33 protein-coding genes are annotated in these 22,105 nt (G+C 52.6%); 28 read left to right on the top strand and 5 right to left on the bottom strand.

The genetic code is table 11. The features are described from left to right. Positions 1-16 precede the first annotated feature (16 nt). The 10 genes from SK32_RS16745 (at position 17) to SK32_RS16705 (ending at position 5,746) form a co-directional block, all read left to right on the top strand. The gene (locus SK32_RS16745; protein WP_000460858.1) at positions 17-526 is read left to right on the top strand and encodes a phage regulatory CII family protein; all 510 of its coding nucleotides are present in this window, start codon (positions 17-19) and stop codon (positions 524-526) included. Between the two features lie 7 nt (positions 527-533). After that, positions 534-734 carry a phage filamentation protein Fil family protein gene (locus tag SK32_RS25040; RefSeq protein ID WP_075551427.1) on the top strand — a complete coding sequence of 67 codons (201 nt, stop codon included), beginning with the start codon at positions 534-536 and terminating at the stop codon, positions 732-734. Then, positions 698-1,039, top strand: a complete 342-nt coding sequence (locus SK32_RS16740) for a DUF5347 family protein (RefSeq protein ID WP_000963480.1) — start codon at positions 698-700, stop codon at positions 1,037-1,039. The genes SK32_RS25040 and SK32_RS16740 overlap by 37 nt, the downstream gene beginning before the upstream one ends. Positions 1,040-1,106: 67 nt before the next feature. After that, complete coding sequence (locus tag SK32_RS16735) at positions 1,107-1,340, top strand: DUF2732 family protein (protein WP_001244238.1); 234 nt, start codon at positions 1,107-1,109, stop codon at positions 1,338-1,340. After that, positions 1,340-1,567 (top strand): TraR/DksA family transcriptional regulator, encoded by a 228-nt coding sequence (locus SK32_RS16730; protein WP_048213315.1) that lies wholly within the window; start codon positions 1,340-1,342, stop codon positions 1,565-1,567. Before SK32_RS16735 ends, SK32_RS16730 begins: the two co-directional genes overlap by 1 nt. Further along, entirely contained in the window at positions 1,564-2,418 is an 855-nt protein-coding gene (locus SK32_RS16725) for a DNA adenine methylase (RefSeq protein ID WP_048213314.1), read from the top strand. Before SK32_RS16730 ends, SK32_RS16725 begins: the two co-directional genes overlap by 4 nt. Continuing rightward, positions 2,412-4,820, top strand: a complete 2,409-nt coding sequence (locus SK32_RS16720; RefSeq protein ID WP_048213313.1) for a replication endonuclease — start codon at positions 2,412-2,414, stop codon at positions 4,818-4,820. Before SK32_RS16725 ends, SK32_RS16720 begins: the two co-directional genes overlap by 7 nt. Before the next feature lie 158 nt (positions 4,821-4,978). Next, positions 4,979-5,167: a hypothetical protein gene (locus tag SK32_RS16715; protein WP_001154444.1), complete on the top strand. Its 189-nt coding sequence runs from the start codon at positions 4,979-4,981 to the stop codon at positions 5,165-5,167. 11 nt (positions 5,168-5,178) lie between these two features. After that, positions 5,179-5,412, top strand: coding sequence for a DinI family protein (locus tag SK32_RS16710; protein WP_048213312.1), 234 nt, complete (start codon positions 5,179-5,181; stop codon positions 5,410-5,412). Positions 5,413-5,485: 73 nt separating this feature from the next. Continuing rightward, positions 5,486-5,746, top strand: a complete 261-nt coding sequence (locus SK32_RS16705; protein WP_048213311.1) for a hypothetical protein — start codon at positions 5,486-5,488, stop codon at positions 5,744-5,746. Between the two features lie 58 nt (positions 5,747-5,804). On the opposite strand, the gene SK32_RS16700 is transcribed toward SK32_RS16705, so the two are convergent. Continuing rightward, a complete protein-coding gene (locus tag SK32_RS16700) occupies positions 5,805-6,449 on the bottom strand; it encodes an Abi family protein (RefSeq protein ID WP_197081318.1) in 645 nt (214 codons plus the stop codon). Between the two features lie 124 nt (positions 6,450-6,573). Next, positions 6,574-7,062, bottom strand: a complete 489-nt coding sequence (locus SK32_RS16695; protein ID WP_040233356.1) for a helix-turn-helix domain-containing protein — start codon at positions 7,060-7,062, stop codon at positions 6,574-6,576. A 593-nt stretch (positions 7,063-7,655) separates the two neighbouring features. Between SK32_RS16695 and SK32_RS16690 the strand changes: the two genes are divergently transcribed. Continuing rightward, positions 7,656-9,422 (top strand): AIPR family protein, encoded by a 1,767-nt coding sequence (locus SK32_RS16690; RefSeq protein ID WP_048213310.1) that lies wholly within the window; start codon positions 7,656-7,658, stop codon positions 9,420-9,422. 48 nt (positions 9,423-9,470) lie between these two features. Here SK32_RS16690 and SK32_RS16685 read toward each other — a convergent pair whose 3' ends face one another. After that, positions 9,471-10,490, bottom strand: coding sequence for a phage portal protein (locus tag SK32_RS16685; protein ID WP_048213309.1), 1,020 nt, complete (start codon positions 10,488-10,490; stop codon positions 9,471-9,473). Continuing rightward, positions 10,490-12,256 carry a terminase ATPase subunit family protein gene (locus tag SK32_RS16680; RefSeq protein ID WP_040233363.1) on the bottom strand — a complete coding sequence of 589 codons (1,767 nt, stop codon included), beginning with the start codon at positions 12,254-12,256 and terminating at the stop codon, positions 10,490-10,492. Before SK32_RS16680 ends, SK32_RS16685 begins: the two co-directional genes overlap by 1 nt. A 142-nt stretch (positions 12,257-12,398) precedes the next feature. On the opposite strand from SK32_RS16680, the gene SK32_RS16675 reads away from it, so the two are divergent. The 12 genes from SK32_RS16675 (at position 12,399) to SK32_RS16625 (ending at position 18,213) form a co-directional block, all read left to right on the top strand. Further along, entirely contained in the window at positions 12,399-13,232 is an 834-nt protein-coding gene (locus SK32_RS16675) for a GPO family capsid scaffolding protein (RefSeq protein ID WP_048213308.1), read from the top strand. A 16-nt stretch (positions 13,233-13,248) separates the two neighbouring features. Continuing rightward, positions 13,249-14,316, top strand: coding sequence for a phage major capsid protein, P2 family (locus SK32_RS16670; protein WP_048213307.1), 1,068 nt, complete (start codon positions 13,249-13,251; stop codon positions 14,314-14,316). 3 nt (positions 14,317-14,319) lie between these two features. Continuing rightward, positions 14,320-14,970: a phage terminase small subunit gene (gene gpM / locus SK32_RS16665; RefSeq protein ID WP_048213306.1), complete on the top strand. Its 651-nt coding sequence runs from the start codon at positions 14,320-14,322 to the stop codon at positions 14,968-14,970. A gap of 93 nt (positions 14,971-15,063) precedes the next feature. Further along, positions 15,064-15,528, top strand: coding sequence for a head completion/stabilization protein (locus tag SK32_RS16660; protein WP_048213305.1), 465 nt, complete (start codon positions 15,064-15,066; stop codon positions 15,526-15,528). Beyond that, positions 15,528-15,731 carry a tail protein X gene (locus tag SK32_RS16655; RefSeq protein ID WP_045344753.1) on the top strand — a complete coding sequence of 68 codons (204 nt, stop codon included), beginning with the start codon at positions 15,528-15,530 and terminating at the stop codon, positions 15,729-15,731. Before SK32_RS16660 ends, SK32_RS16655 begins: the two co-directional genes overlap by 1 nt. A 3-nt stretch (positions 15,732-15,734) precedes the next feature. Next, positions 15,735-15,950: an HP1 family phage holin gene (locus tag SK32_RS16650; protein WP_048213304.1), complete on the top strand. Its 216-nt coding sequence runs from the start codon at positions 15,735-15,737 to the stop codon at positions 15,948-15,950. Then, entirely contained in the window at positions 15,931-16,440 is a 510-nt protein-coding gene (locus SK32_RS16645; RefSeq protein WP_048213303.1) for a lysozyme, read from the top strand. The genes SK32_RS16650 and SK32_RS16645 overlap by 20 nt, the downstream gene beginning before the upstream one ends. Before the next feature lie 4 nt (positions 16,441-16,444). After that, positions 16,445-16,822: a DNZ54_00345 family protein gene (locus SK32_RS16640; protein WP_048213302.1), complete on the top strand. Its 378-nt coding sequence runs from the start codon at positions 16,445-16,447 to the stop codon at positions 16,820-16,822. Next, on the top strand, positions 16,819-17,247 hold the full coding sequence (gene lysB / locus SK32_RS16635) for an Rz-like lysis system protein LysB (protein WP_197081320.1): 429 nt from the start codon (positions 16,819-16,821) through the stop codon (positions 17,245-17,247). The genes SK32_RS16640 and lysB overlap by 4 nt, the downstream gene beginning before the upstream one ends. Continuing rightward, positions 17,132-17,380 (top strand): Rz1-like lysis system protein LysC, encoded by a 249-nt coding sequence (gene lysC, locus SK32_RS26490; protein ID WP_231591587.1) that lies wholly within the window; start codon positions 17,132-17,134, stop codon positions 17,378-17,380. Before lysB ends, lysC begins: the two co-directional genes overlap by 116 nt. Further along, the gene (locus SK32_RS16630) at positions 17,343-17,774 is read left to right on the top strand and encodes a phage tail protein (RefSeq protein ID WP_048213300.1); all 432 of its coding nucleotides are present in this window, start codon (positions 17,343-17,345) and stop codon (positions 17,772-17,774) included. The genes lysC and SK32_RS16630 overlap by 38 nt, the downstream gene beginning before the upstream one ends. After that, positions 17,767-18,213 carry a phage virion morphogenesis protein gene (locus SK32_RS16625; RefSeq protein ID WP_048213299.1) on the top strand — a complete coding sequence of 149 codons (447 nt, stop codon included), beginning with the start codon at positions 17,767-17,769 and terminating at the stop codon, positions 18,211-18,213. Before SK32_RS16630 ends, SK32_RS16625 begins: the two co-directional genes overlap by 8 nt. Before the next feature lie 11 nt (positions 18,214-18,224). On the opposite strand, the gene SK32_RS16620 is transcribed toward SK32_RS16625, so the two are convergent. Next, positions 18,225-18,755 (bottom strand): hypothetical protein, encoded by a 531-nt coding sequence (locus SK32_RS16620; RefSeq protein WP_048213298.1) that lies wholly within the window; start codon positions 18,753-18,755, stop codon positions 18,225-18,227. A 95-nt stretch (positions 18,756-18,850) separates the two neighbouring features. On the opposite strand from SK32_RS16620, the gene SK32_RS16615 reads away from it, so the two are divergent. The 5 genes from SK32_RS16615 to SK32_RS16595 form a co-directional block, all read left to right on the top strand. Further along, on the top strand, positions 18,851-19,429 hold the full coding sequence (locus SK32_RS16615; protein WP_048213502.1) for a phage baseplate assembly protein V: 579 nt from the start codon (positions 18,851-18,853) through the stop codon (positions 19,427-19,429). Further along, positions 19,426-19,785 (top strand): GPW/gp25 family protein, encoded by a 360-nt coding sequence (locus SK32_RS16610; RefSeq protein WP_048213297.1) that lies wholly within the window; start codon positions 19,426-19,428, stop codon positions 19,783-19,785. Before SK32_RS16615 ends, SK32_RS16610 begins: the two co-directional genes overlap by 4 nt. Next, entirely contained in the window at positions 19,772-20,680 is a 909-nt protein-coding gene (locus SK32_RS16605) for a baseplate assembly protein (RefSeq protein ID WP_048213296.1), read from the top strand. Before SK32_RS16610 ends, SK32_RS16605 begins: the two co-directional genes overlap by 14 nt. Further along, entirely contained in the window at positions 20,673-21,278 is a 606-nt protein-coding gene (locus SK32_RS16600) for a phage tail protein I (protein ID WP_048213295.1), read from the top strand. The genes SK32_RS16605 and SK32_RS16600 overlap by 8 nt, the downstream gene beginning before the upstream one ends. Further along, positions 21,275-22,105, top strand: an 831-nt coding sequence (locus SK32_RS16595; RefSeq protein WP_048213510.1) for a phage tail protein, incomplete at its 3' end; no start/stop codon positions are given. The genes SK32_RS16600 and SK32_RS16595, both read left to right, overlap by 4 nt.

Below are 22,105 nucleotides of genomic sequence, written 5' to 3'. Positions count from 1 at the left end.
TAGAGAGGTGCTTTACATGTTTGATTATAAGATTTCCAAACATCCGCACTTTGACGAAGCCTGCCGGGCATTTGCGCTGCGTCACAACATGGCTAAGCTGGCAGAACGCGCAGGAATGAATGTCCAGACGCTGCGCAATAAGCTGAACCCAGAGCAACCGCATCAACTTACGCCGCCGGAGATCTGGCTGCTGACTGATATCACAGAAGACTCAACGCTGGTTGACGGTTTTCTGGCTCAAATCCATTGCCTGCCGTGTGTGCCATTGAATGAAGTGGCAAAAGAGAACCTGCCGCATTACGTCATGAGTGCAACTGCGGAGATTGGACGAGTAGCTGCAGGCGCAGTATCCGGTGATGTAAAAACCAGTGCGGGCCGCCGCGATGTTATCAACAGCATCAACTCTGTCACACGCCTGATGGCACTCACCGCAGTTTCATTACATGCGCGTTTGCAGGCGAATCCGGCGATGGCAAGCGCGGTAGATACCGTGACGGGCCTGGGCGCTTCGTTCGGTCTGATCTGAGGTGGTTATGCTGACTAATGAACCATCTTTTGCATCACTTCTCGTTAAGCAAAGTCCTGCAATGCACTGCGGTCATGGCTGGATTATGGGGAAGGATGGCAAGCGCTGGCACCCGTGCCGCTCTCAGGATGCGCTGCTGGCTGAACTGTCTACTAAAAAGCAGAGGAAACCATGGCTATTGAAGGCGATGCAGCGACTGTTCCGCTAAGCGCTGGCCTCCGCCTTAATGGGTTAAACCACATCGCGGAATTAAGGGCGAAAGTGTTTGGCTTAAATATTGATTCAGAACTGGAGCGCTTTATTAGCGATATGCGGGACCAACGGGATATTAACCATGAGCAGAATAAACGCGCACTAGCCGCAATATTCTTTATGGCAAAGATTCCGGCGGAACGTCATAGCGTCAATGTTAGTGAGCTGACGACTGACGAAAAGCGGGAGCTGATTAAAGCAATGAACCATTTCCGTACAGTGGTGAGTTTATTTCCAAATCGGCTAGCCATGCCGAATTAACCAACAACCGAAATTATAGGCGTAAACCCGCCGGGCTTCTTATTGCCCAAATTCAGGAGAAACAACAATGCGAAATATTGAAACCCGTATCACCAAAACAGGACCAGATGATGCTGGCCTTAACCAGATGCTGACTGATGCACGCATGGAAGAACGTCGTGCACGGGCCGCGGCAATGGCAGCCCGTCTTGATAGCCTGGCTTGCCATATCACGTCACGCCAGCTTAACCACGTTGAAGCGGCGGAACTGCTTCGTATTGCGGCTGAAAACATTCAGAACGAAGCTCAGGAGATCCACTGATGGCAGATTCAATGGACCTTGTACAGCAACGCGTTGAAGAAGAGCGCCAGCGCCACATCCACGCCGCCCTCAACAGGACGCCGGGCGTTTCTCGTGTGCTTTGCATTGATTGCGATGCACCGATCCCGCCAGCTCGCCGTCGCGCTATTCCAGGTGTGCAGTGCTGTGTCACTTGTCAGGAGATTGCGGAGCTGAAAGGCAAACATTACGTAGGGGGTGCTATATGAGCACTATCCTGAAATGGGCGGGTAATAAAACCGCCATCATGGCAGAACTGAAAAAACACCTTCCAGCAGGCCCGCGACTGGTTGAACCTTTCGCGGGTTCATGCGCTGTGATGATGGAGACAGACTATCCTCATTATCTTGTCGCGGATATTAATCCGGACCTGATTAATCTCTATCAGGTGATTAAGAATGATGTTGAATACTTCATCAAAGAGGGCAGATATCTTTTTGAAGCCCGTAATGATCCAGAGGCATATTATAAGACGAGACAGGAGTTTAACTTGCGCCATGGTGGCGCAATTGAACGTGCATTGTATTTCTTATATCTAAATCGCCATGGTTATCGCGGACTGTGTCGCTATAACTTGGACGGTTATTTTAATGTTCCTTACGGTAATTATAAAAAACCGTACTTCCCTGAAAACGAAATACGTGCATTTGCAGAAAAAGCAAAACGCGCAACATTTATCTGCGCCAGCTATGACGAGACACTGGCACTGCTGCAAACGGGTGATGTTGTCTATTGCGATCCACCATATGACGGCACGTTTAACGGATATCACACTGCCGGTTTTACAGAGGACGACCAGTATCATTTGGCGTCTATTCTTGAGCGCCGGTCATCAGAAGGTCATCCGGTTATCGTGTCCAACAGCGACACGTCCCTGACCCGTTCGATTTATCGTAACTTTACCCGCCATCGTATCACTGCAAAGCGCAGCATGGGCGTGACTGCCGGTGATAGTAAAACTGCAGTAGAAATCATCGCCACAAAATCAGCATGCTGGTTTGGTGTTGATTTGGCGTCTGCTCCTGATCTCTCGGTGGAAGCTGAGGTGCGGGCGTGGTAGTGAGTAAATTCACATTACATCATGCACAAACCACTGGCGGCTCGAATGAGGCCGCCGTGGCCTTTCCATGGAATGCCCGAAAAAACGCGGTTAACCCGTATCTGGACCCGGCGGAAGTTGCGCCGGAGTCTGCGCTTTCAAACCTCATCACTCTGTACGCTGCGGATAACGAGCAGGAGCATCTGCGCCGTGAGGCGCTGAGTGATAAGGTTTGGGAACGTTATTTCTTCAATGAATCCCGCGATCCTGTCCAGTGTGAAATGGAGCAGGATCGGCTGATTAGCCATGCCAAAATGGCCCGCGAACAGCAGCGCGTTAATCCCGATTTGGTGATTATTGCCGATGTTAGCGCCATGCCTGCCCATATCAGCAAGCCTTTGCTGGAGCGGATTAAATACTTCCATAGCCTGGGCAGGGCTAAAGCTTATTCCCGCTATCTGTGCGAAACAATCAGGCCTTGTCTTGAGCGGCTGGAGCGCGTGCGTGACAGCCAGGTGTCTGCGTCTTTCCGGTTCATGGCGAGCCAGGACGGGCTGGAGGGGCTGCTGGTACTGCCTGAAATGAATCAGGAGCAGGTCAAGCGCCTTTCCACGCTGGTTGCGGCACATATGAGCATGTGTCTTGATGCGGCTTGCGGTGATCTGTTTGTCAGTGACGATGTTAAACCAGAAGAAATCCGCCAGGCATGGGAAAGGGTTGCTGCAGAAGCCATGCGCCTTGAGGTCATCCCGCCTGCCTTTGAGAGGTTGCGCCGCAAAAAGCGCCGCCGCAAGCCGGTGCCTTATGAACTGATCCCACCGTCGCTGGCGCGCATGCTGTGCGCGGACTGGTGGTATCGCAAATTGTGGCAGATGCGCTGCGAGTGGCGGGAGGAGCAGCTGCGCGCCGTCTGCCTGGTCAACAAGAAAGCGTCCCCGTATGTCAGCTATGAAGCCGTGATACACAAATGCGAGCAGCGTCGCAAATCGTTGGAGTTCTTCCGCTCGCATGAACTGGTCAACGAAGACGGTGACACGCTGGATATGGAAGATGTGGTGAACGCCAGCAACAGCAACCCGGCGCACCGCCGTAATGAAATGATGGCCTGTGTTAAAGGGCTGGAGCTGATCGCGGAAATGCGTGGAGACTGCGCCGTGTTCTATACCATCACCTGCCCGTCACGCTTCCACGCAACCCTCAACAACGGCAGACCTAATCCGAAATGGACCAGCGCCACGGTCCGGCAGAGCAGTGACTATCTGGTTGATACATTCGCCGCTTTTCGCAAGGCCATGCACAAGGCCGGACTGCGCTGGTATGGCGTCCGCGTTGCTGAGCCACATCATGATGGCACTGTGCACTGGCATCTGCTGTGTTTTATGCGCAAAAAAGACCGCCGCTCCATCACCGCGCTGCTACGTAAGTTTGCAATCCGTGAAGACCGCGAGGAGCTGGGCACCAATACCGGGCCGCGCTTCAAGTCTGAGCTTATCAACCCGCGCAAGGGCACGCCGACCAGCTACATCGCCAAATACATCAGTAAGAACATCGACGGGCGCGGGCTGGCTAAAGAAATCAGTAAAGAAACAGGCCGGTCACTGCGTGACAGCGCCGAGCACGTCACCGCCTGGGCGTCACTGCACCGAGTTCAGCAGTTCCGTTTCTTTGGTATTCCGGGTCGTCAGGCATACCGCGAGCTGCGCTTGCTGGCTGGCCAGGCGGCGAGAGTGCAAGGCGAACGCAAAGCGGGTGCGCCGGTACTGGATAATCCGCGTCTGGATGCGGTACTGGCAGCTGCAGACGCGGGTTGCTTTGCCACCTACATCATGAAGCAGGGCGGTGTACTGGTTCCCCGCAAACATCACCTTGTCCGCACGGCTTACGAGCTTAACGACGAACCGAGCGCCTACGGCGATCATGGTATCCGTATCTATGGCATTTGGTCCCCGATTGTAGAGGGCAAGATTTGCACGCACGCGATGAAGTGGAAAAAGGTTCGTAAGGCCGTTGACGTTCAGGAGGCGGCAGCCGACCAGGGCGCTTGCGCCCCTTGGACTCGTGGCAATAACTGTCCCCCTGTTGAAAATTTGAACCATACAGGGGGGGATTTACTCGATATTAAAACCATGGATGAGAAGGAGCTGCAGGAATATCTCTACAACATGGGCCAGAAGGAACGGCGGGAGCTGACAGCCAGGTTGAGGCTGGTAAAACCGAAGCGGAAAAAAGCGTACAAACAGAGTATTTCGGAGCAGCAGCGCCTGCTGCTTGAGGCAGAACTGACAGCCAGAGGGTTTGAAGGTAGTGCATCTGAGATTGATTTGCTTCTGCGTGGCGGCAGCATCCTATCCGGTGCCGGTTTACGTATTTTTTACCGTAACCAGCGGCTGCAGGAAGATGACAAATGGCGTCAGTGGTACTAAGACTGCTGTTTAACATTTTGTGCTTTATTGACTGGGGTCAGTGCATCCAATTAACTGACAAAAAACAGTTTTACATTTTTCTGTTCCTACTATACTGTTTATATAAACAGTGGATATATATACAGTAATTGTGTATCCGTGTAATGATAGGAGGGAAGATGCAGGACTATCTTTTGGAGTCATTGAAGCTCCAGCGTATTGATTTTTTTATCAAGCTTGTAGCGGCTAGTGAGTGTAGTGATGAAGAAAAGCGGCTGGCTATCCAGTGGGTGTCTGAACTGACAGACGAGCTGATGGCGAAAATTCGCAGCCATGAATACAGCCGGTCAATGGACGTTACCAGTTAAAGGGAATCTGTATGCGCATTGAAATAATGATCGACAAAGAGCAGAAGATTAGCCAGTCCACACTGGAAGTCCTTGAATCCGAGCTTTACCGTAATTTGCACCCTCTGTATCCCAAAACAGCAATTCGTATCCGAAAGGGCTGCGCCAATGGTGTTGAACTGAGTGGGGTAAAACTGGATGAAGACAAAAAGCGAGTGATGGAAATTATGCAGCAGGTCTGGGAGGACGACAGCTGGTTACATTAAGAAACGTTGCAGGCGTCAGAACTTTATTGTGACGCCTGCGAGGTTGAACAACGAGAGTAGCGAGGCGTTAGCCATGGGTAAAAAAGACATTAATCACCAGATTATCTATCGGGGTAAGGTGCTGGAGCGGTTTACCACTGGCGGATGGGGCTTTTTTCAGCGTCAAAAGGAGTGCTGCGGGGGTTTTTGGTTGGGCCGCATCTATGAGGATTGTTTCTGGCTTGAGCTGGATTTCCCTGTTTCGTTGCATGACGGCCTGGGGTTTTTGATAGAAGTCACTAGGGTTGAGCAGAGAAGTGATGAGTGTGACGCGAATTACTCCCCCTTTGATTAAATGCCTGGGCTCAGACTAGGATGGGTGATTCTGAGCCTGCAGTGCATGGCATATGCGACTAAGGTTTTTGCGAATAGATAGTAGTGAATAAGTTGTTCTGCACCAGCCACTGTGCTGACGTGGAGCACTTCAACATCACCAAGTTAACAATCCTTTGGAAGTCAGCTTCAAGATCACTCCGAAAAATCGGTTCATGGTGAGCTATTCGATTACGCAGATTCCTAATATGTTCAAGTTCGTCATGGATATGGATACGCTTAAGCTGTTTTTCCATTTTTTTATCCATATTAGGGAAAATGCGCTCAATGTGGTTTTCCCAGATTCGCCCAAAGTGTCGGCTAGTGAACATTTGCTGCCAGAAATAAAAGCTTAATTCCGGTATAACTTGGCCCACCGTTTGTAAGCCTTCTCTCGCTGTCTCTAATTCCTGCCCTCTGCGAAAAGGTAAACTTTTAATGAATGTTGCATTCCATGCCCACTGTTGACCGTAAATCTCTTCCAGCGCATCAGATACAGCATTGCGAATAACCACTTCGCAGATTTGTATAGACGCAAACAATGCTGCGGACACTTGGGCATTCCAGGCGTACAATCTGAGTGCTGACATATAATCATGCGCCATTGCAGCCTCGTAGGTAGACATGCGGGCGTGTGATAGTGCGAAACGAACGGATTCCATGTCCTCTTGAGTCATAATTGACATCCTATCCTCCAAGCGTATACTATCTTCCCTGAGAGCCACGGGCCTTGCGGGCGAAAGCCTCCTCCCGGGACATAAGAATACAGCAGTACTAAAGAAACCCGCTTTGCGGGTTTTTTTACGCCCATCATTTCTTTAACCCACCTTTGCGTGTTACCTGCTTGGTATCTTCTTTGGCTTTCAAAACTTCGGGCGCGAGTTCCCGGAGCTTCTTAACTAATCCTGACAGATCGTATTCGTTACTGAGTTTTCCATTATCATCCGCAGAACGAACGATCCTGACGAGTAGACCTGCCTGCTCAAGCTCTGCCATATATCGTTGAATCTGGCGTGTGCTTAGCCCTAATCTGTCAGATAGCGTTTGCTTGCTTGGATATGGCTTTCGGCCTGCCTCCCACCAAAAATCTGCCAGTTGCAACAGAACTGCGAGTTGGGAAGGGTTTAGACCTAAGCGTTGCTGGCATCGTAGTAAAAGCGATGGGATTATGCAGAACCCGGCCTTCATCACTTCTTTTCCCCATTTTTCATCGGCTACCCGGCTAGACTTTGCTTTGGCTGGGCTGCCTGAAACGGTAACGTCGTCGTTGCTTTCATTATCGCTTGTAACTATATTCATCTAAGTTCTCCGTGATTTTCAATAATCACACTTTATACCCTTATTGCAGTAAGTTATAGCATTTACCACTGGTCGCAGATGTCCATAGGGCAGGGGGTGAGAATGTCTCATACCCTCTAGGCGGAAACGTCTCCCTAATAAGGATAATCGGGAAACCAGGATAATCGGAAAGATACCAATGAGGATATACTGGGGGACTAGTCGTAGATGTCTACAGGGCAAGCTAAAAAATTCTTTTCCCCATTCCTTTACCAGAACCAAATGAACGTGCATGTCTATGCCGCATGAATCTGCATGATCGTTTAAGGATCGTTTTAGCTGAAGCCCGCCAGGAATGGCGGGCTTTTGTTTATGTCATGCAGGTGCATGAAAACCACTGCATAAAGCGGGCAGGCGTGGCGGGGATACGAGCGCGCGGCATCGGGTTGAATAGCTAAGTTAAGTATTTTTTTCACAATGTATGTGAGTTCGCAAAGATGAGAGTTTACTCATTGATATATCCATATTTAGTAGACTGGTGTAGTACAATTGCCGCTTAACGAGTAACCTTTTAATTACTGCTAACGCTGTAAAAATTTTATAAGGAAAAATAAATGGCATTCGTTGTAGACCTTCGAGTTGAGGATAACGCTGTAGCTGCAGCGGCGACGGCGCAAGTTATAGCCCAAAGACTTGGCGGTGTTTTAAGAGAAAGATTTGAAGACTATATTCATAAACGAGAGTGCCAACCCGGCCAACAAGATTACAACATTAAAATGGCAAGTAGGGCTTTGGCGGCGTTTACGATGTACCAGCTCGGTGGTGTTGATGAAAAGCATGCAGGCGAATCGGTTTGCGACAGTTCTGAGGATGGGGGCATTGATGGCATAGTCATAAATCATAGTGAAAAAATCGTTGTAGTTGTTCAGTCAAAATTTAATCAGGCCGGAAATGGCACTTGGACCAGACCTGATTTTGTGTGCTTCAAGGATGCTTGTGAAAAACTGCAGAATGAACGATATGAACTTTTTGACCAGATTCTTCAAGATAAGAGCTCAGATATAAGCACAGCCCTTAATTCATTTGATTATAAATTTATCTTCGCCATGACTCACACAGGAAAAAAAGGTGCTTCAGAAGATATTTTACGTGATATGCAAGAGTGGCAACGTGAGCTAAATGAAGCGTCCTTTACCCCGGCCGAAACACCGAAAGAAGAATGGGGTTTTCAAGTTCATTTGATTTCATCAGAGGATTTAGTCCATTGGTTGCAGACTGGCTCAAGAGGCCAAATTGATTTGGATGGCGTAGAAGTGGAACGCTATGGGTTTATCAATGAACCTTACAGAGCGTTTTATGGAACTTTAGCTGGAGACCAGGTTGGGAATTGGTGGAAACAATATGGAACCCGTCTTTTTACTAAAAACATAAGAAATATGCTTGGTAAAACAGATGTTAACGAAGAAATTAAAAAAACTGCAATTGATAGTCCAGAAATGTTTTGGTTTTACAATAACGGTATTACGTTACTAGTGAACGAGTTAATTCCTCATAGAAGAAACGCCGCTGCAGGCACTGAGAGAGGGGTTTTCGATTTTAAAGATGTTAGTGTGATCAACGGTGCGCAAACCGTGAGTAGTTTAGGTAGTGTTATGGATGTGTTAGGAGATAGAATTTATCAAGTTAAAGTCCCTGTTCGTTTTATTGAAATTAATAATGATGTAAATGATCTCAATGCTAATGCAATAACCAGAGCTAATAATTTCCAGAATAGAGTATTAGGAAGAGATTTTGCTTCACAACAACCCGATCAGCATAGACTGGCGAGAGAGCTTGTACTTGAAGGATATCAATACCAATTATTGCGAACCGATGAGGATTATTCACAGTCTAACGTCAAGGTAATTGATCTCGATGAGGCTTTGAATGCTTTAGCTTGCCTAAGTAAAAATAATACTATAGTTGCAACTTTAAAATCGAATCGCGGTAGATTTTTTGAAAACTTTGAAGGGTCATTATATAGAACAATCTTCAACCCGCGATTAAGTGGTGTCAAATTAATAAATGCTGTCAACCATTTTCGTGTGATAGAACGTGCTATTAGCGCAACTTTGGCTGCTACAGATAAATCAACACATAGTCGCCGTCATTTAATAATAACTCATGGTAATAGATATTATGCTTCAGTGCTGTTGAATATGGTGCCTAATTTACATAATAGTACCAATCAGCTGCCCCCTAATTCAGCGCAACTCGCTACTGATTTAGCAGCGTTAATAACTAGGACAGAAAACTATATTGAAGATAATTATCCCAATGCTTATCCTGCAAGATTTTTTGCTAATCCAGCAAAAATTCAGGAGCTATACGATAATAATTAATGTATAAAAAGGGGGGAGGGAATCCCCTTTTTTATTTTTGTTGTGTATTCAAATGCTTAAGTTGTATTCCTCAAATCTGATTACGTCCCCGTCCAACCATTCATTTACTTCTTGGAGCTGCTTCTGTAGCGGCATTAATTCGTTGCGAACAAAAACGCGGCTGGCTTTTTCCACATCCCCAAACCCCCCAACATTGCTCGGCATAACTCCCATCATCTGTGGCGGAACGCGGTGCGCTGCCATCATGTCATCGCGGCTCACGTTCTTGATGTTCAAAAACTCATCCTTTGCCGCCACTTCTGACAGTGGGATGATCTGGATGCCGTCCTTTTTGCCGTTGGGGGAGTACATAAACAGGTTACGGAAGTTGCCCGGCCCTTTGGCGCTTTTCATCGCCTGGCGGATATTGTTCACATCCTCCTGGTTCTGTGCGGCATCGGTCATATACATGATGAACCCCGCGTGGCTGCCGTTGATGTAATACTTACGGCGAAACAACGTGGCGGACTCGTTGAGCAGGGCGGAAGGGATGGCGGACAGGTATTCCGGCAGGCCGTAAATCTCCTGGTTTAAATCCGGCTCCATCAGGTGAAAAATGCTGCCTTTGGTGAACTCGTAGGGTTGCGTGGTCATGCCGTATTGCACAAACCAGTAGGTATCGAGATCCAGACCACGGCGGGTGTATTTTGCCAGTGATGGCTCCAGCGACAGAATGCCGCCGAGCCGGTTGGTGCGCTTCTCCAGATAGGCGTTCCCGAACACCAGATAGTCCTGCACAAACCGGCTGAATGCCTGCTGGCTCAGCAACGGGTGCGGGATAAAGGTGCTGGTCAGGATGTTGCGCTTAACGGCTATCGGAGAACTGTGATGCACGGCGGCACGGTAGGTGCGCGCCAGCCCGTCAAAGCTGACCGGCGGTTCATACCAGCGGTCCATCTGCACACACTCCACGTAGTCCAGCAGTTCGCGGCGGTCCAGTACCGGGATCGGATCACCAAAGCTGAATGCCTCTGCAGATGCACTGCTGCTGTGCTTAACTGCAGTGCGGTTTCTCTTACTCTTACCCATCAAAAAATCTCCACAATATTGCTGGTATTGGCGGATTCGCCCTGCAGCGGTTCGTTAAACAGTGCGTGCATCGTTGCCCAGGCCAAATCGGCGTGGCTGGCTTCTTCGCTGCGGCTGGCTTCATAGGTGGGGCGGTTGCCGCTGGCGGTGGTGGCGCGGCGGATAGCCATAAAGGACTGCGCGATGTCGGTGTGTCCGGCGTCAAACTCCAGACGCCGGTGGCTGATAATGTCGTATGCCTTGAGCACCAGGGCGTTTTTGACATTAGGGTTGTAGACAAACTCGCGGACGGCAGGAAAGAACGCCTTCACGTTCTCATAAACACCATGACCGACGCCGGTGGAGTCGATGCCGATATAGGTCACGTTGTACTGCTGCGTCAGTTTTTTGATAGCGTCCGCCTGGGCACGGAAGTCCATCCCGCGCCACTGATGGCGCTCAAGAATGCGGAACTTGCCGCCCGGAACGGTGGGTGGTGCCATCACCACGCACCCTGCGCTGTCGCCGTTCTGTGTGCCTTTCGCCGGGTCATAGCCGATCCACACTTCGCGCCAGCCAAACGGGCGCAGCGCCAGTGCGTGAAAATCAGTCCAGACTTCCCAGCTGTCCACCATGCACGCCTGCAGCTCGCTGAGCGGAAATACGGACGCCAGATCGTCAATAAACTCGCACATCAGCAGGTTCTGGTACTCGTCCGGGCTGTACTCCATGCGCAACTGGTCGAGGTCGAACAGGTTACAGCCGCCGCGCACCGCATCCTCCACGGTGACGATCTGCCGGTACTGTCCGTCAGGGCAGAGCAGGCCGCGCGCAAGGTTGCTGTGGGTCAGGTCAATATCCACCTTGTCCGCTTTGGCGCGGCCCCGGTTAAACAGCGCACCGGACCAGAACGGATAGGCACTGTGGGTCAGGCTGGACGGTGTGGAAAAGTAGGTTTGTCGCCATTTCTTGTGAATGGCCATCCCGGAGGCCACCTTGCGCAGCTCCTGGAATTTCGGTATCCAGAAATATTCATCAAGATACAGGTTGCCATGGTAGCTCTGCGCCGTACGGGCATTGGTGCCGAGGAAGTACAATGCTGCCCCATTGGGTAGCACCATGGGATCGCCTTTCAGTTCCACTTCAACTTCTTTGGCAAAGTCGATGATGTACTGCTTAAAAACGTGCGCCTGTGCCTTACTGGCAGAAAGGAAAATCTGGTTGCGTCCGGTCAGCAGGGCGTCGATCAATGCTTCACGGGCAAAATAAAACGTGGCGCCAATCTGGCGTGACTTGAGCAGATTGCGGATGCGGTTTGTTTTCCCTGCTTCAAACCAGTGACGCTGATAGTCGAACATAGAGGCGTGGAAGACTTCTTCCAGCTTTTCGATCTGTTCGTCGGTGAAAACGTTCTTTTCCGGCTGTCTGCGCGGACCTTTGTTACGGTTGGCGACTTTCGGGTTTAAATCAGCTTCGTTCCCGCCGTCGTTAAATTTGCCGATCCGGGCGTGGCGCTCTGACTGGCGCGCCAGCAGGTCAATTTCCTTGAAATCTTTCCCTTCTTTCTGCTCCTTCATGATGAGCTGGCAGTAACGTGCGGCGGTGGTGAGCTGCATCTGATCCAGCGGCCCATAGTCGCCCCACTTGTCGCGTTTTTTCCAGCTGTGAACGGTTGCAACTTTTTCGCCCAGCATTTCGGCAATGCGGGCTACGCGGTATCCCTGAAAGTACAGCAGCATGGCCTGCCGACGGGGATCGAGGTCTGCGGGGGTCAGTGTCGTGTTCATGGCCCAAACATACGGCCTTGGATGGCGGCTTTCCCCGGCTGCGGTTTGTGTGGTTTACCGTACAAATACAGCGCGTTGTCTCACTCCCCCCATCACCGCAAACATAAGGCTCCAGTAAGTTATTTCTAACGGAGCACGGCTCATGACAGTGAAAGCAAAGCGTTTCCGTATCGGGGTGGAAGGTGCCACCACTGACGGGCGCGAGATCCAGCGTGAATGGCTGGTACAGATGGCTGCCAGCTACAACCCGACGGTCTATACCGCGCTGATTAACCTTGAGCACATCAAGTCTTATTCCCCGGACAGTGCCTTCAACCGTTACGGCAAAGTGACGGCGCTGGTTGCGGAAGAAATCCAGGACGGTCCGCTGGCGGGCAAGATGGCACTTTACGCCGATGTTGAACCGACAGACTCCCTGGTGGCACTGGTGAAAAAAGGCCAGAAGCTGTTTACCTCCATGGAGGTCAGCCCGAAGTTTGCTGACACCGGTAAAGCCTATCTTGTGGGGCTGGCGGCAACAGATGATCCGGCAAGTCTCGGCACCGAAATGCTGGCATTCAGCGCCAGTGCCGCACATAACCCGCTGGCAAACCGTAAGCAGAATCCTGAAAACCTTTTTACCGCTGCCGAAGAAACGCTGATCGAACTCGAAGAAGCCCAGGACGAAAAGCCGTCCCTCTTTGCCCGCGTCACCGCGCTGTTCACCAAAAAAGAGCAGACCGACGATGCGCGTTTCTCAGACGTGCATAAAGCCGTGGAACTTGTCGCCACCGAGCAGCAGAACCTGAGCGAGCGCACTGATAAATCCTTGACTGAAAACGGTGAACGCCTTTCCGCGCTGGAGTCCTCCCTGCAGAAGCAGCAGGCCGCCTTTGCCGAGTTACAGCAGCAGCTGAGCCGTGAAGACAGCCGCAAGGATTACCGCCAGCGCGCGCCGGGCGGTGACGCACCGGCAGGCACCCTGACCAATTGCTGATGGAGCATAAAACCCGATGAAAAAGAAAACCCGCTTTGCCTTTAACGCTTACCTGCAGCAACTGGCGCGCCTGAACGGTGTGGAGGTTGAAGAGCTCTCCAGCAAGTTCACCGTGGAGCCGTCCGTGCAGCAGACGCTGGAAGACCAGATCCAGCAGTCAGCCGCTTTCCTGACGCTGATTAACATCACGCCGGTCACTGAGCAGTCAGGGCAGTTGCTGGGGCTGGGCGTGGGCAGCACCATTGCCGGAACCACCGATACCACCACCAAAGAGCGAGAGCCTACCGATCCGACGCTGATGGAAGACGTGGAATACAAATGCGAGCAGACCAACTTTGATACGGTGCTGACCTACGCAAAACTGGACCTGTGGGCGAAATTCCAGGACTTCCAGGTGCGTATCCGCAACGCCATCGTCAAGCGTCAGGCGCTGGACCGCATCATGATTGGCTTTAACGGCGTGAAGCGCGCCAAAACCTCCAGTCGCGCTGAAAACCCGTTGCTGCAGGACGTCAATAAAGGCTGGCTGCAGAAAATCCGCGAAGACGCGCCGGATCATGTCATGGGTAGCAAAACCGCAGAAGACGGCACCACTACGGCGGAGCCGGTAAAAGTTGGTCCGGGTGGTAAGTATCTAAATCTTGACGCGGTGGTGATGGATACCGTCAACGAGCTGATCGATGTGGAGTATCAGGACGATGACGAGCTGGTTGTCGTCTGTGGTCGTGAACTGCTGTCTGACAAGTATTTCCCGCTGGTTAACAAAGAGCAGGACAACAGCGAAAAAATCGCCGCCGATCTGATCATCAGCCAGAAACGCATGGGCGGCCTGCAGGCCGTGCGTGCGCCTTTCTTCCCGGCAAATGCGCTGCTGATCACCCGTCTGGATAACCTGTCCATCTACTGGCAGGAAGACACCCGCCGCCGTTCTGTTATCGACAACCCGAAACGTGACCGGATCGAAAACTTTGAATCCGTCAACGAGGCGTATGTGGTCGAGGACTACCGTTGCGCGGCGCTGGTTGAAAACATCGAAATCGGTGATTTCACCCCGCCTGCAGCAGAAACAGGAAACGGAGAGTAACGCATGAGCCTGAGTCCCGCACGGCAGCACCGCCTGCGCATTCAGGCCGAACAGGCCGCCCGTGAGGGCGGCAGTGTTCGCCATGCGTCGGGTTATGACCTGATGCTGCTGCAACTGGCAGAAGATCGCCGCAGGCTTAAAGGCATCCAGTCCACGGTGAAAAAGGCGGAAATCAAGGTGGAGCTGCTGCCGAAATATTCTGCCTGGGCAGAGGGCGTACTGGCTGCCGGAGGTGCGCAGCAGGATGACGTGCTGATGTACGTGATGTTGTGGCGTATCGACGCCGGTGATTATGCCGGTGCGCTGGAAATCGGGCGTCATGCGCTGAGCCATGGCTGGGTGATGCCGCTGGGCAACCGTAACGTGCAGACCGTGCTGGCAGAAGAAATGGCAGACGCGGCGCAAAGCGCTCTGCTTGCCGCTGCCGGTTTTGATGCCGATTTGCTTCTGCAGACGCTGGACCTGACAACCGATCTGGATATGCCGGACCAGTCGCGGGCGCGCCTGCATAAAGCCATAGGCGCTGTACTGAGCGAAAGCAACCCGGCGTCTGCCCTGAATCACCTTACCCATGCGCTGCAGCTTGATCCCCGCTGCGGTGTGAAAAAAGAAAAGCAGCAGCTGGAGCGCAGACTGCGCAATGACAGCCGCTAAAGAACGTGCCCCGCGCACGGGCGGCACGGGATGGCGAAAGGCACTGCCATATCAAAATTCCGTCCACCGCCCACTTATTCAGGAGAAAGCCGCATGAAGTTTGTTGCGCCCGAACAGGCACCGGAACAGGCGGAGGTCATCAAAAATACGCCGTTCTGGCCTGATGTGGACCTGTCGGAATTTCGCAGTGTGATGCGAACTGACGGCACGGTGACGCAGCCGCGTTTAAAGCAGGTTGTGCTGATGGCTATTTCTGAGGTTAACGCTGAGCTGTACGACTTCCGCAACCGCCAGCAGTTGCTGGGCTACCGGGCACTGGCTGAGGTTCCGGCGGACATGCTGGACGGTAAAAGCGAGCGTATCCAGCACTACCATAACGCCGTTTTTTGCTGGACGCGTGCCGTACTCAATGAGCGTTATCAGGACTATGACGCCACGGCGTCAGGTGTGAAACGGGGGGAGGAACTGGCGGAGGCCAGCGGTGATTTGTGGCGTGATGCCCGCTGGGCTATCAGCCGGGTGCAGGATGCACCGCACTGTACGGTGGAGCTTATCTGATGAAAGTGTGTGCGCATCAGTATGACACGGTGGACGCGCTTTGCTGGCGTCATTACGGGCGCACGCAGGGTGTCACTGAGCAGGTTCTGCAGGCAAATCCGGGGCTGGCTGAGTACGGCCCATTTTTACCGCACGGGCTGCAGGTGGAGCTGCCGGACATTACGGCGTCAACCACGGCGCAGACCGTCCAGCTATGGGACTGAATTATGACGCTTGAACGAATCAGCGCCTTTATCACTTACTGCATCGCCGTGCTGCTGGCATGGCTGGGCGATCTGTCGCTCAAGGATGCGTCAACGGTTGGCGGCGTACTGATTGGTGTGCTGATGCTGGCTATCAACTGGTACTACAAATACCAGTCTTTCAAATTGTTACGTGGCGGCAAAATTTCGCGGGGGGAATATGAATCCTTCAATCGTTAAGCGCTGCCTTGTCGGGGCGGTGCTGGCTATCGCCGCCACGCTGCCCGGTTTCCAGTCGCTTCATACCTCCGTCGAGGGGCTGAAACTGATTGCCGATTACGAGGGATGCCGCCTGCAGCCGTATCAGTGCAGTGCGGGCGTGTGGACTGACGGGATCGGCAATACTTCCGGTGTGGTGCCGGGGAAAACCATCACGGAGCGGCAGGCGGCGCAGGGACTTATCACCAACGTGCTGCGCGTGGAGCGGGCGCTGGAAAAATGTGTGGTGCAGCCTGTGCCGCAAAAGGTCTATGACGCGGTGGTGTCGTTTGCTTTCAACGTGGGCACCGGCAACGCCTGCAGCTCCACGCTGGTTAAGTTGCTGAACCAGCGGCGCTGGGCGGATGCCTGCTATCAACTGCCGCGCTGGGTATATGTCAAAGGTGTGTTTAATCAGGGGCTGGACAACCGCCGCGCGCGGGAAATGGCCTGGTGCTTAAAAGGGGCATAACGGAATGAAAAAGAAAGTCATGAGCGTTTTTTTCCAGTTGGCATGGGCTGCGCTGTTGGTTATCAGCCTGCTCTATCCGCGCAGCGGTGCGCCGGTTCTGGTTGGTGCGTCTGTCTGGGTGTCATGCTTCCTCGCCTGGCTGCTTGCTGCGCTGTGCGCTGTCGGGTGGTTCGCCGGAGATCGGGCGCGCGATGAGGTCAGGGCGGCATTGCTGAAATTCAGGGCGCACCCCGTAAAACCCGTGCGTACATGGGTAATCAGGCTGCTTATTGTTCTGTGCCTGGCGTTTTCTGGATGGGTGATCACCCTGGTGTTTTACTTGCTGACGCTGGTTTTGTATCAGATTGCCCGCGCGCAGCTTCATGAGCCGATGGAGGCCTGATGCGTGCGCTGGCGATAGTGCTGGCGCTGGCACTTATGGCGCTGGGCTGGCAGTCGTGGCGGCTAAACAATGCCAGCCACACCATCGAAATGCAGGGCGCGTCGCTGAAAAGCAAAACGCAGGAACTAACGAAGAAAAACAGCCAGCTGATCGGCCTGTCCATTCTGACCGAAACCAACAGCCGGGAGCAGATGCGGCTTTATGCGGCAGCGGAACAGACCACCGCACTACTGCGCAGCCGTCATCACCGGATCGAGGAACTGAAACGTGAAAACGAGGATTTGCGCCGCTGGGCTGACGCTCCTTTGCCTGCTGACATTATCAGGCTGCGCGAACGTCCGGTCCTCGCCGGAGGTGCAGCTTACCGTGAGTGGTTGTCCCAGAGTGACGCAGTGCCGCCTGGAAAGGTCAGCGCCGCGCAGTAACGGTGATCTGAATGCAGCGCTGGATGAAACCGAGGCCGCCTGGGCGGTCTGTGCTGACAAAGTGGACACGATTATTGCGTGTCAGGAGCGAGACAGTGAACAAACCGCAGTCCTTACGCAGCGCCCTGAATAAAGCGGTTGCTTATGTCCGATCTAACCCGGACAAGTTGCACCTTTTCGTTGATAACGGCTCACTGGTGGCAACCGGTGCCAGCTCCATGTCATGGGAATACCGCTACACCCTGAACGTGGTGATCGAGGATTTCAGTGGTGACCAGAATCTGCTGATGGCTCCCGTGTTGCTATGGCTCAGCGAAAATCAGCCGGACGCCATCAACAACCCGGAGCTGCGCGAAAAACTGTTCACCTTTGAAGTGGATATTCTGCGCAATGATGTGTGCGATATCAGCCTGAATCTGCAACTGACGGAGCGTGTACTGGTCAGCACTGATAGCAGCGTGTCAAGCGTTGAAGCGGTGCCGGAGCCGGACGAATCCGAAGAAATGTGGACGGTGAAACGTGGATGAACTGCAGAGGGTGGATGACTGGCTAACGGCATTGCTGGCAAATCTGGAGCCTGCAGCACGCAGCCGTATGATGCGGCAACTGGCGCAACAGCTACGCCGGACGCAGCAGCAGAACATCAGGATGCAGCGTAATCCTGACGGCAGCGGCTATGAGCCGCGCCGGGTGACAGCCCGTAACAAGAAGGGACGCATCAAACGCCAGATGTTTGCAAAGCTTCGCACCACAAAATACCTGAAAACTGCAGCCAGTGCCGACTCTGCCAGCGTGCAGTTTGAGGGCAAGGTGCAGCGCATTGCCCGTGTTCACCACTACGGTCTGCGTGATCGCGCCAGCCGTAAGGGGATGCTAATTAAGTATTCATCTCGAAGATTACTAGGTTTAAATGACCATATTAAAAGTGACATAAGGGATTTACTTTTGAGTTATTTGTTAATGTAAAGTTAGGACGGTTACGCACTTAATAATCTTAAATAGAGCTTTACGCTTTGACAAAAAAGAAAAAGGTTGATTTTTATTTTCCAGTTCTTTTTGTTTTGAATTCCTGAAACAATAATAGAACCGTCCCAATACTTTACTCCATTTTTGGAGGTTTTTTTTGTTAGTTCAAAATTTAGTGCGTGAATAACTTTATTGCAACACTCGCGTATGGAGCCTTTAACATGGCCATCAATAACAAAAAATATATTTTTATATTCTTCGAATGCTTCTATCTCGGGTGAGTAATCTGGGTCCCATTCATGTTTACTAGAGTCTTGAAGAATTCGTAATTTAGTACAAAGGTTAATGAGATTATTGCTAATACTATACTCCAACCAACCGTTGTACGATAACTCCTCTATTTCAAATTCAGTTACCATGACGCCATCATATTCCTTCTGGGTAGACTGTATACGCTGTAAATAAACCTCTGATGAGCAGCATAATTGTTCAATTATCCTTGCATGCTCTTCTATGGCGTAATAATCAATAGGATGGCTCATGCTTTTTCCCTTCTCCGATTAGAATTGTATTTGTGTTATCCACCACACAAGGAGGTATTGATGCCATAGATTCAATGTACGTGCAACCTAACTCCATGAATGCACAACTCACAGAAATCATGCGCCTTATCACCAATCTGATCCGCACCGGCATCGTGACCGAAGTGGATCGGAAGAAATGGCTGTGCCGGGTGAAAGTAGGCGAACTTGAAACCAACTGGATTAACTGGCTGACGCTGCGTGCCGGTGGTGCCCGTACATGGTGGTGTCCGTCGCCGGATGAGCAGGTGGTGGTGCTGAGCATGGGCGGCAATCTGGAAACCGCTTTTGTGCTGCCCGCCATCTACTCCAATCAGTTTCCGCCACCGTCGGATTCCGTGGACGGCTGCGTGACGGAGTACCCGGACGGGGGATGGTTTGAGTATGAACCCGCCACCGGACGGTGGCATGTCAGGGGCATCAAATCCATGGTGATCGAGGCATCAGACAGTGTCACCTACAAAACCGGTGAGTTTGTGGTGGAGGCTGACACCACGCGCATTAACAGCAAGGTGGTGATCAATGGCGGCGTCACCCAGGGCGGCGGCGCAATGAGTTCTAACGGGATCGTAGTTGATGACCATGAGCATACTGGCGTTCTGAAAGGCGGCGCTAACACGGGAGGTCCGGTATGACGTTGTATATCGGTATGAGCAGGAATGACGGGCAGGCCATTGCAGATACAGACCATCTGCGCCAGTCGGTGCGGGATATTCTGATGACGCCGCAGGGCAGCCGTCTTGCCCGCCGGGAATATGGTTCCCTGCTGTCTGCCCTGATTGACCAGCCGCAGAACCCGGCGCTGCGCCTGCAGGTTATGTCTGCTGTCTATGTGGCGCTGAGTCGTTGGGAGCCGCGTCTTACGCTGGATTCCATCACCATCAACGGCAATTTTGATGGTTCTATGGTGGTTGAGCTTACAGGACACCGCAATAACGGCGCGCCAGTTTCCCTTTCCGTACCAACAGGAGCAGACAATGCCAGTCATTGATCTTTCCCAACTACCGCCGCCGCAGATTGTGGACGTGCCGGACTTTGAAACATTGCTGGCAGAACGCAAGGCCGCCTTTGTGGCCCTCCATCCGGCTGATGAACAGGAGGCCGTTATGCGCACGTTAGCGCTGGAGTCAGAACCTGTCACCAAACTGCTGCAGGAAAATACTTACCGCGAAATCCTGCTGCGCCAGCGTATTAATGAGGCTGCCCAGGCGGTCATGGTGGCCTATTCCATGGGAAATGACCTTGAGCAACTGGCAGGTAACTGCAACGTGAGGCGCCTGACGGTAGTCCCTGCCGATAATGACGCGGTGCCGCCAGTCGCCGCAGTGATGGAAAGTGATGAAGCATTACGCCAGCGCATTCCTGCAGCATTTGAGGGGCTGTCCGTTGCAGGGCCGACGGGAGCCTATGAGTTCCACGCCAGAAGCGCCGACGGGCGCGTGGCTGATGCCAGCGCAACCAGTCCGGCACCGGCAGAGGTGGTACTTACCGTGCTGAGTCGTGAGGGTGACGGTACGGCAGGGGCTGACCTGCTGGCGGTGGTTGAGCTGGCGCTTAACAGTGAAAAGGTTCGCCCGGTGGCAGACCGCCTGACGGTGCGCAGCGCTGAAATTATTCCGTACAGCGTGGATGCGACGATCTTCCTTTATCCGGGGCCGGAGGCTGAGCCGGTGATGGCAGAAGCAAAAGCCAGCCTGCAGAGATACATCGCCAGTCAGACGCGGCTGGGACGTGATATCCGCCGCAGCGCCATTTATGCCGCGTTGCACGTAGAGGGCGTCCAGCGTGTGGAGCTGGCGTCCCCGCTGGATGATGTGGTGCTGGATAAGACGCAGGCAGCGTCCTGCACAGAGTGGAGCGTCACCAACGGGGGTACGGATGAGTAGTCTGTTGCCGCCGGGTTCGTCGCCGCTTGAACGCCGACTGGCGCAGACCTGCAGCGGGATTTCCGATCTGCAGGTTTCGCTGCGTGATTTATGGAATCCGGCAACCTGCCCGATCAGGTTCCTGCCTTATCTGGCCTGGGCGTTTTCTGTTGACCGCTGGGATGAAAGCTGGACAGAAAGCGTCAAGCGCCGCGTTGTGCAGGACGCGTTTTATATCCATCAGCACAAGGGGACAACCAGCGCCGTGCGGCGTGTAGTGGAGCCGTTCGGTTTCCTGATCCGCATCATTGAGTGGTGGCAGACCGGCGAAACGCCGGGGACGTTCCGTCTGGATATTGGCGTGCAGGAGCAGGGCATAACAGAAGAAACCTATCTGGAGCTGGAGCGCCTGATCGGTGACGCCAAACCGTGCAGCCGTCATCTGGTTGGCATGTCCATCAATTTGCAGACAGGTGGTCCGTATTTTGTGGGTGCAGCCACCTACATCGGTGAAGAAATCACGATCTATCCGTACATCAACGAAACCATTATTTCCGGCGGCACCGCTTATGAGGGCGGAGCGGTCCATGTTATTGACACGATGAGAGTGAACCCATGAGCGCAAAATTTTACACCCTGCTGACGGATATCGGCGCGGCGAAACTGGCTAGCGCCGCCGCGCTCGGTATCCCGCTTAAAATTACCCAGATGGCGGTGGGTGACGGTGGTGGAGCACTGCCCACTCCCAGCGCACAACAGACCGCGTTAGTGGCTGAAAAGCGCCGCGCAGCGCTGAATATGCTGTATATCGACCCGCAGAACAGCAGCCAGATTATTGCTGAGCAGGTGATCCCGGAAAATGAGGGCGGGTGGTGGATTCGTGAAGTCGGCCTGTTTGATGAAACCGGTGCGCTGATTGCTGTGGGAAACTGCCCGGAGAGCTATAAGCCGCAGTTGGCGGAGGGCAGCGGACGCACGCAGACCGTACGCATGGTGCTGATTACCAGCAGCACCGATAACATCACCCTGAAAATTGACCCTGCTGTGGTTCTGGCAACCCGCAAATATGTGGATGACAAGGTGCTGGAGCTTAAGGTGTATGTGGATGACCTGATGGCAAAACATCTTGCTGCTGCAGATCCACATACGCAATATGCGCCAAAAGCCAGTCCGACATTCACTGGCACGCCAAAAGCACCGACGGCAGCGGCAGGCAATAATTCCACGCAACTTGCTAACACGGCTTTTGTGCAGGCGGCAATTGCTGCACTGGTGGCATCTTCTCCAGCTGCACTCGATACGCTTAACGAACTGGCGGCGGCGCTGGGAAACGATCCTAATTTTGCCACCACCATGACAAATGCGCTTGCCGGAAAGATGGACAAGGCAGCCAATGGAAAAGACATTGCTGATGTTTCAGAGTTTCTCAAAAACCTTGGTTTGGGA

Source organism: Citrobacter sp. MGH100 (assembly GCF_001034465.1).
Taxonomy (GTDB): domain Bacteria; phylum Pseudomonadota; class Gammaproteobacteria; order Enterobacterales; family Enterobacteriaceae; genus Citrobacter; species Citrobacter youngae.
Note: the sequence above shows the minus strand (reverse complement) of the source record. Positions and strands in the feature narration are given on the sequence as shown.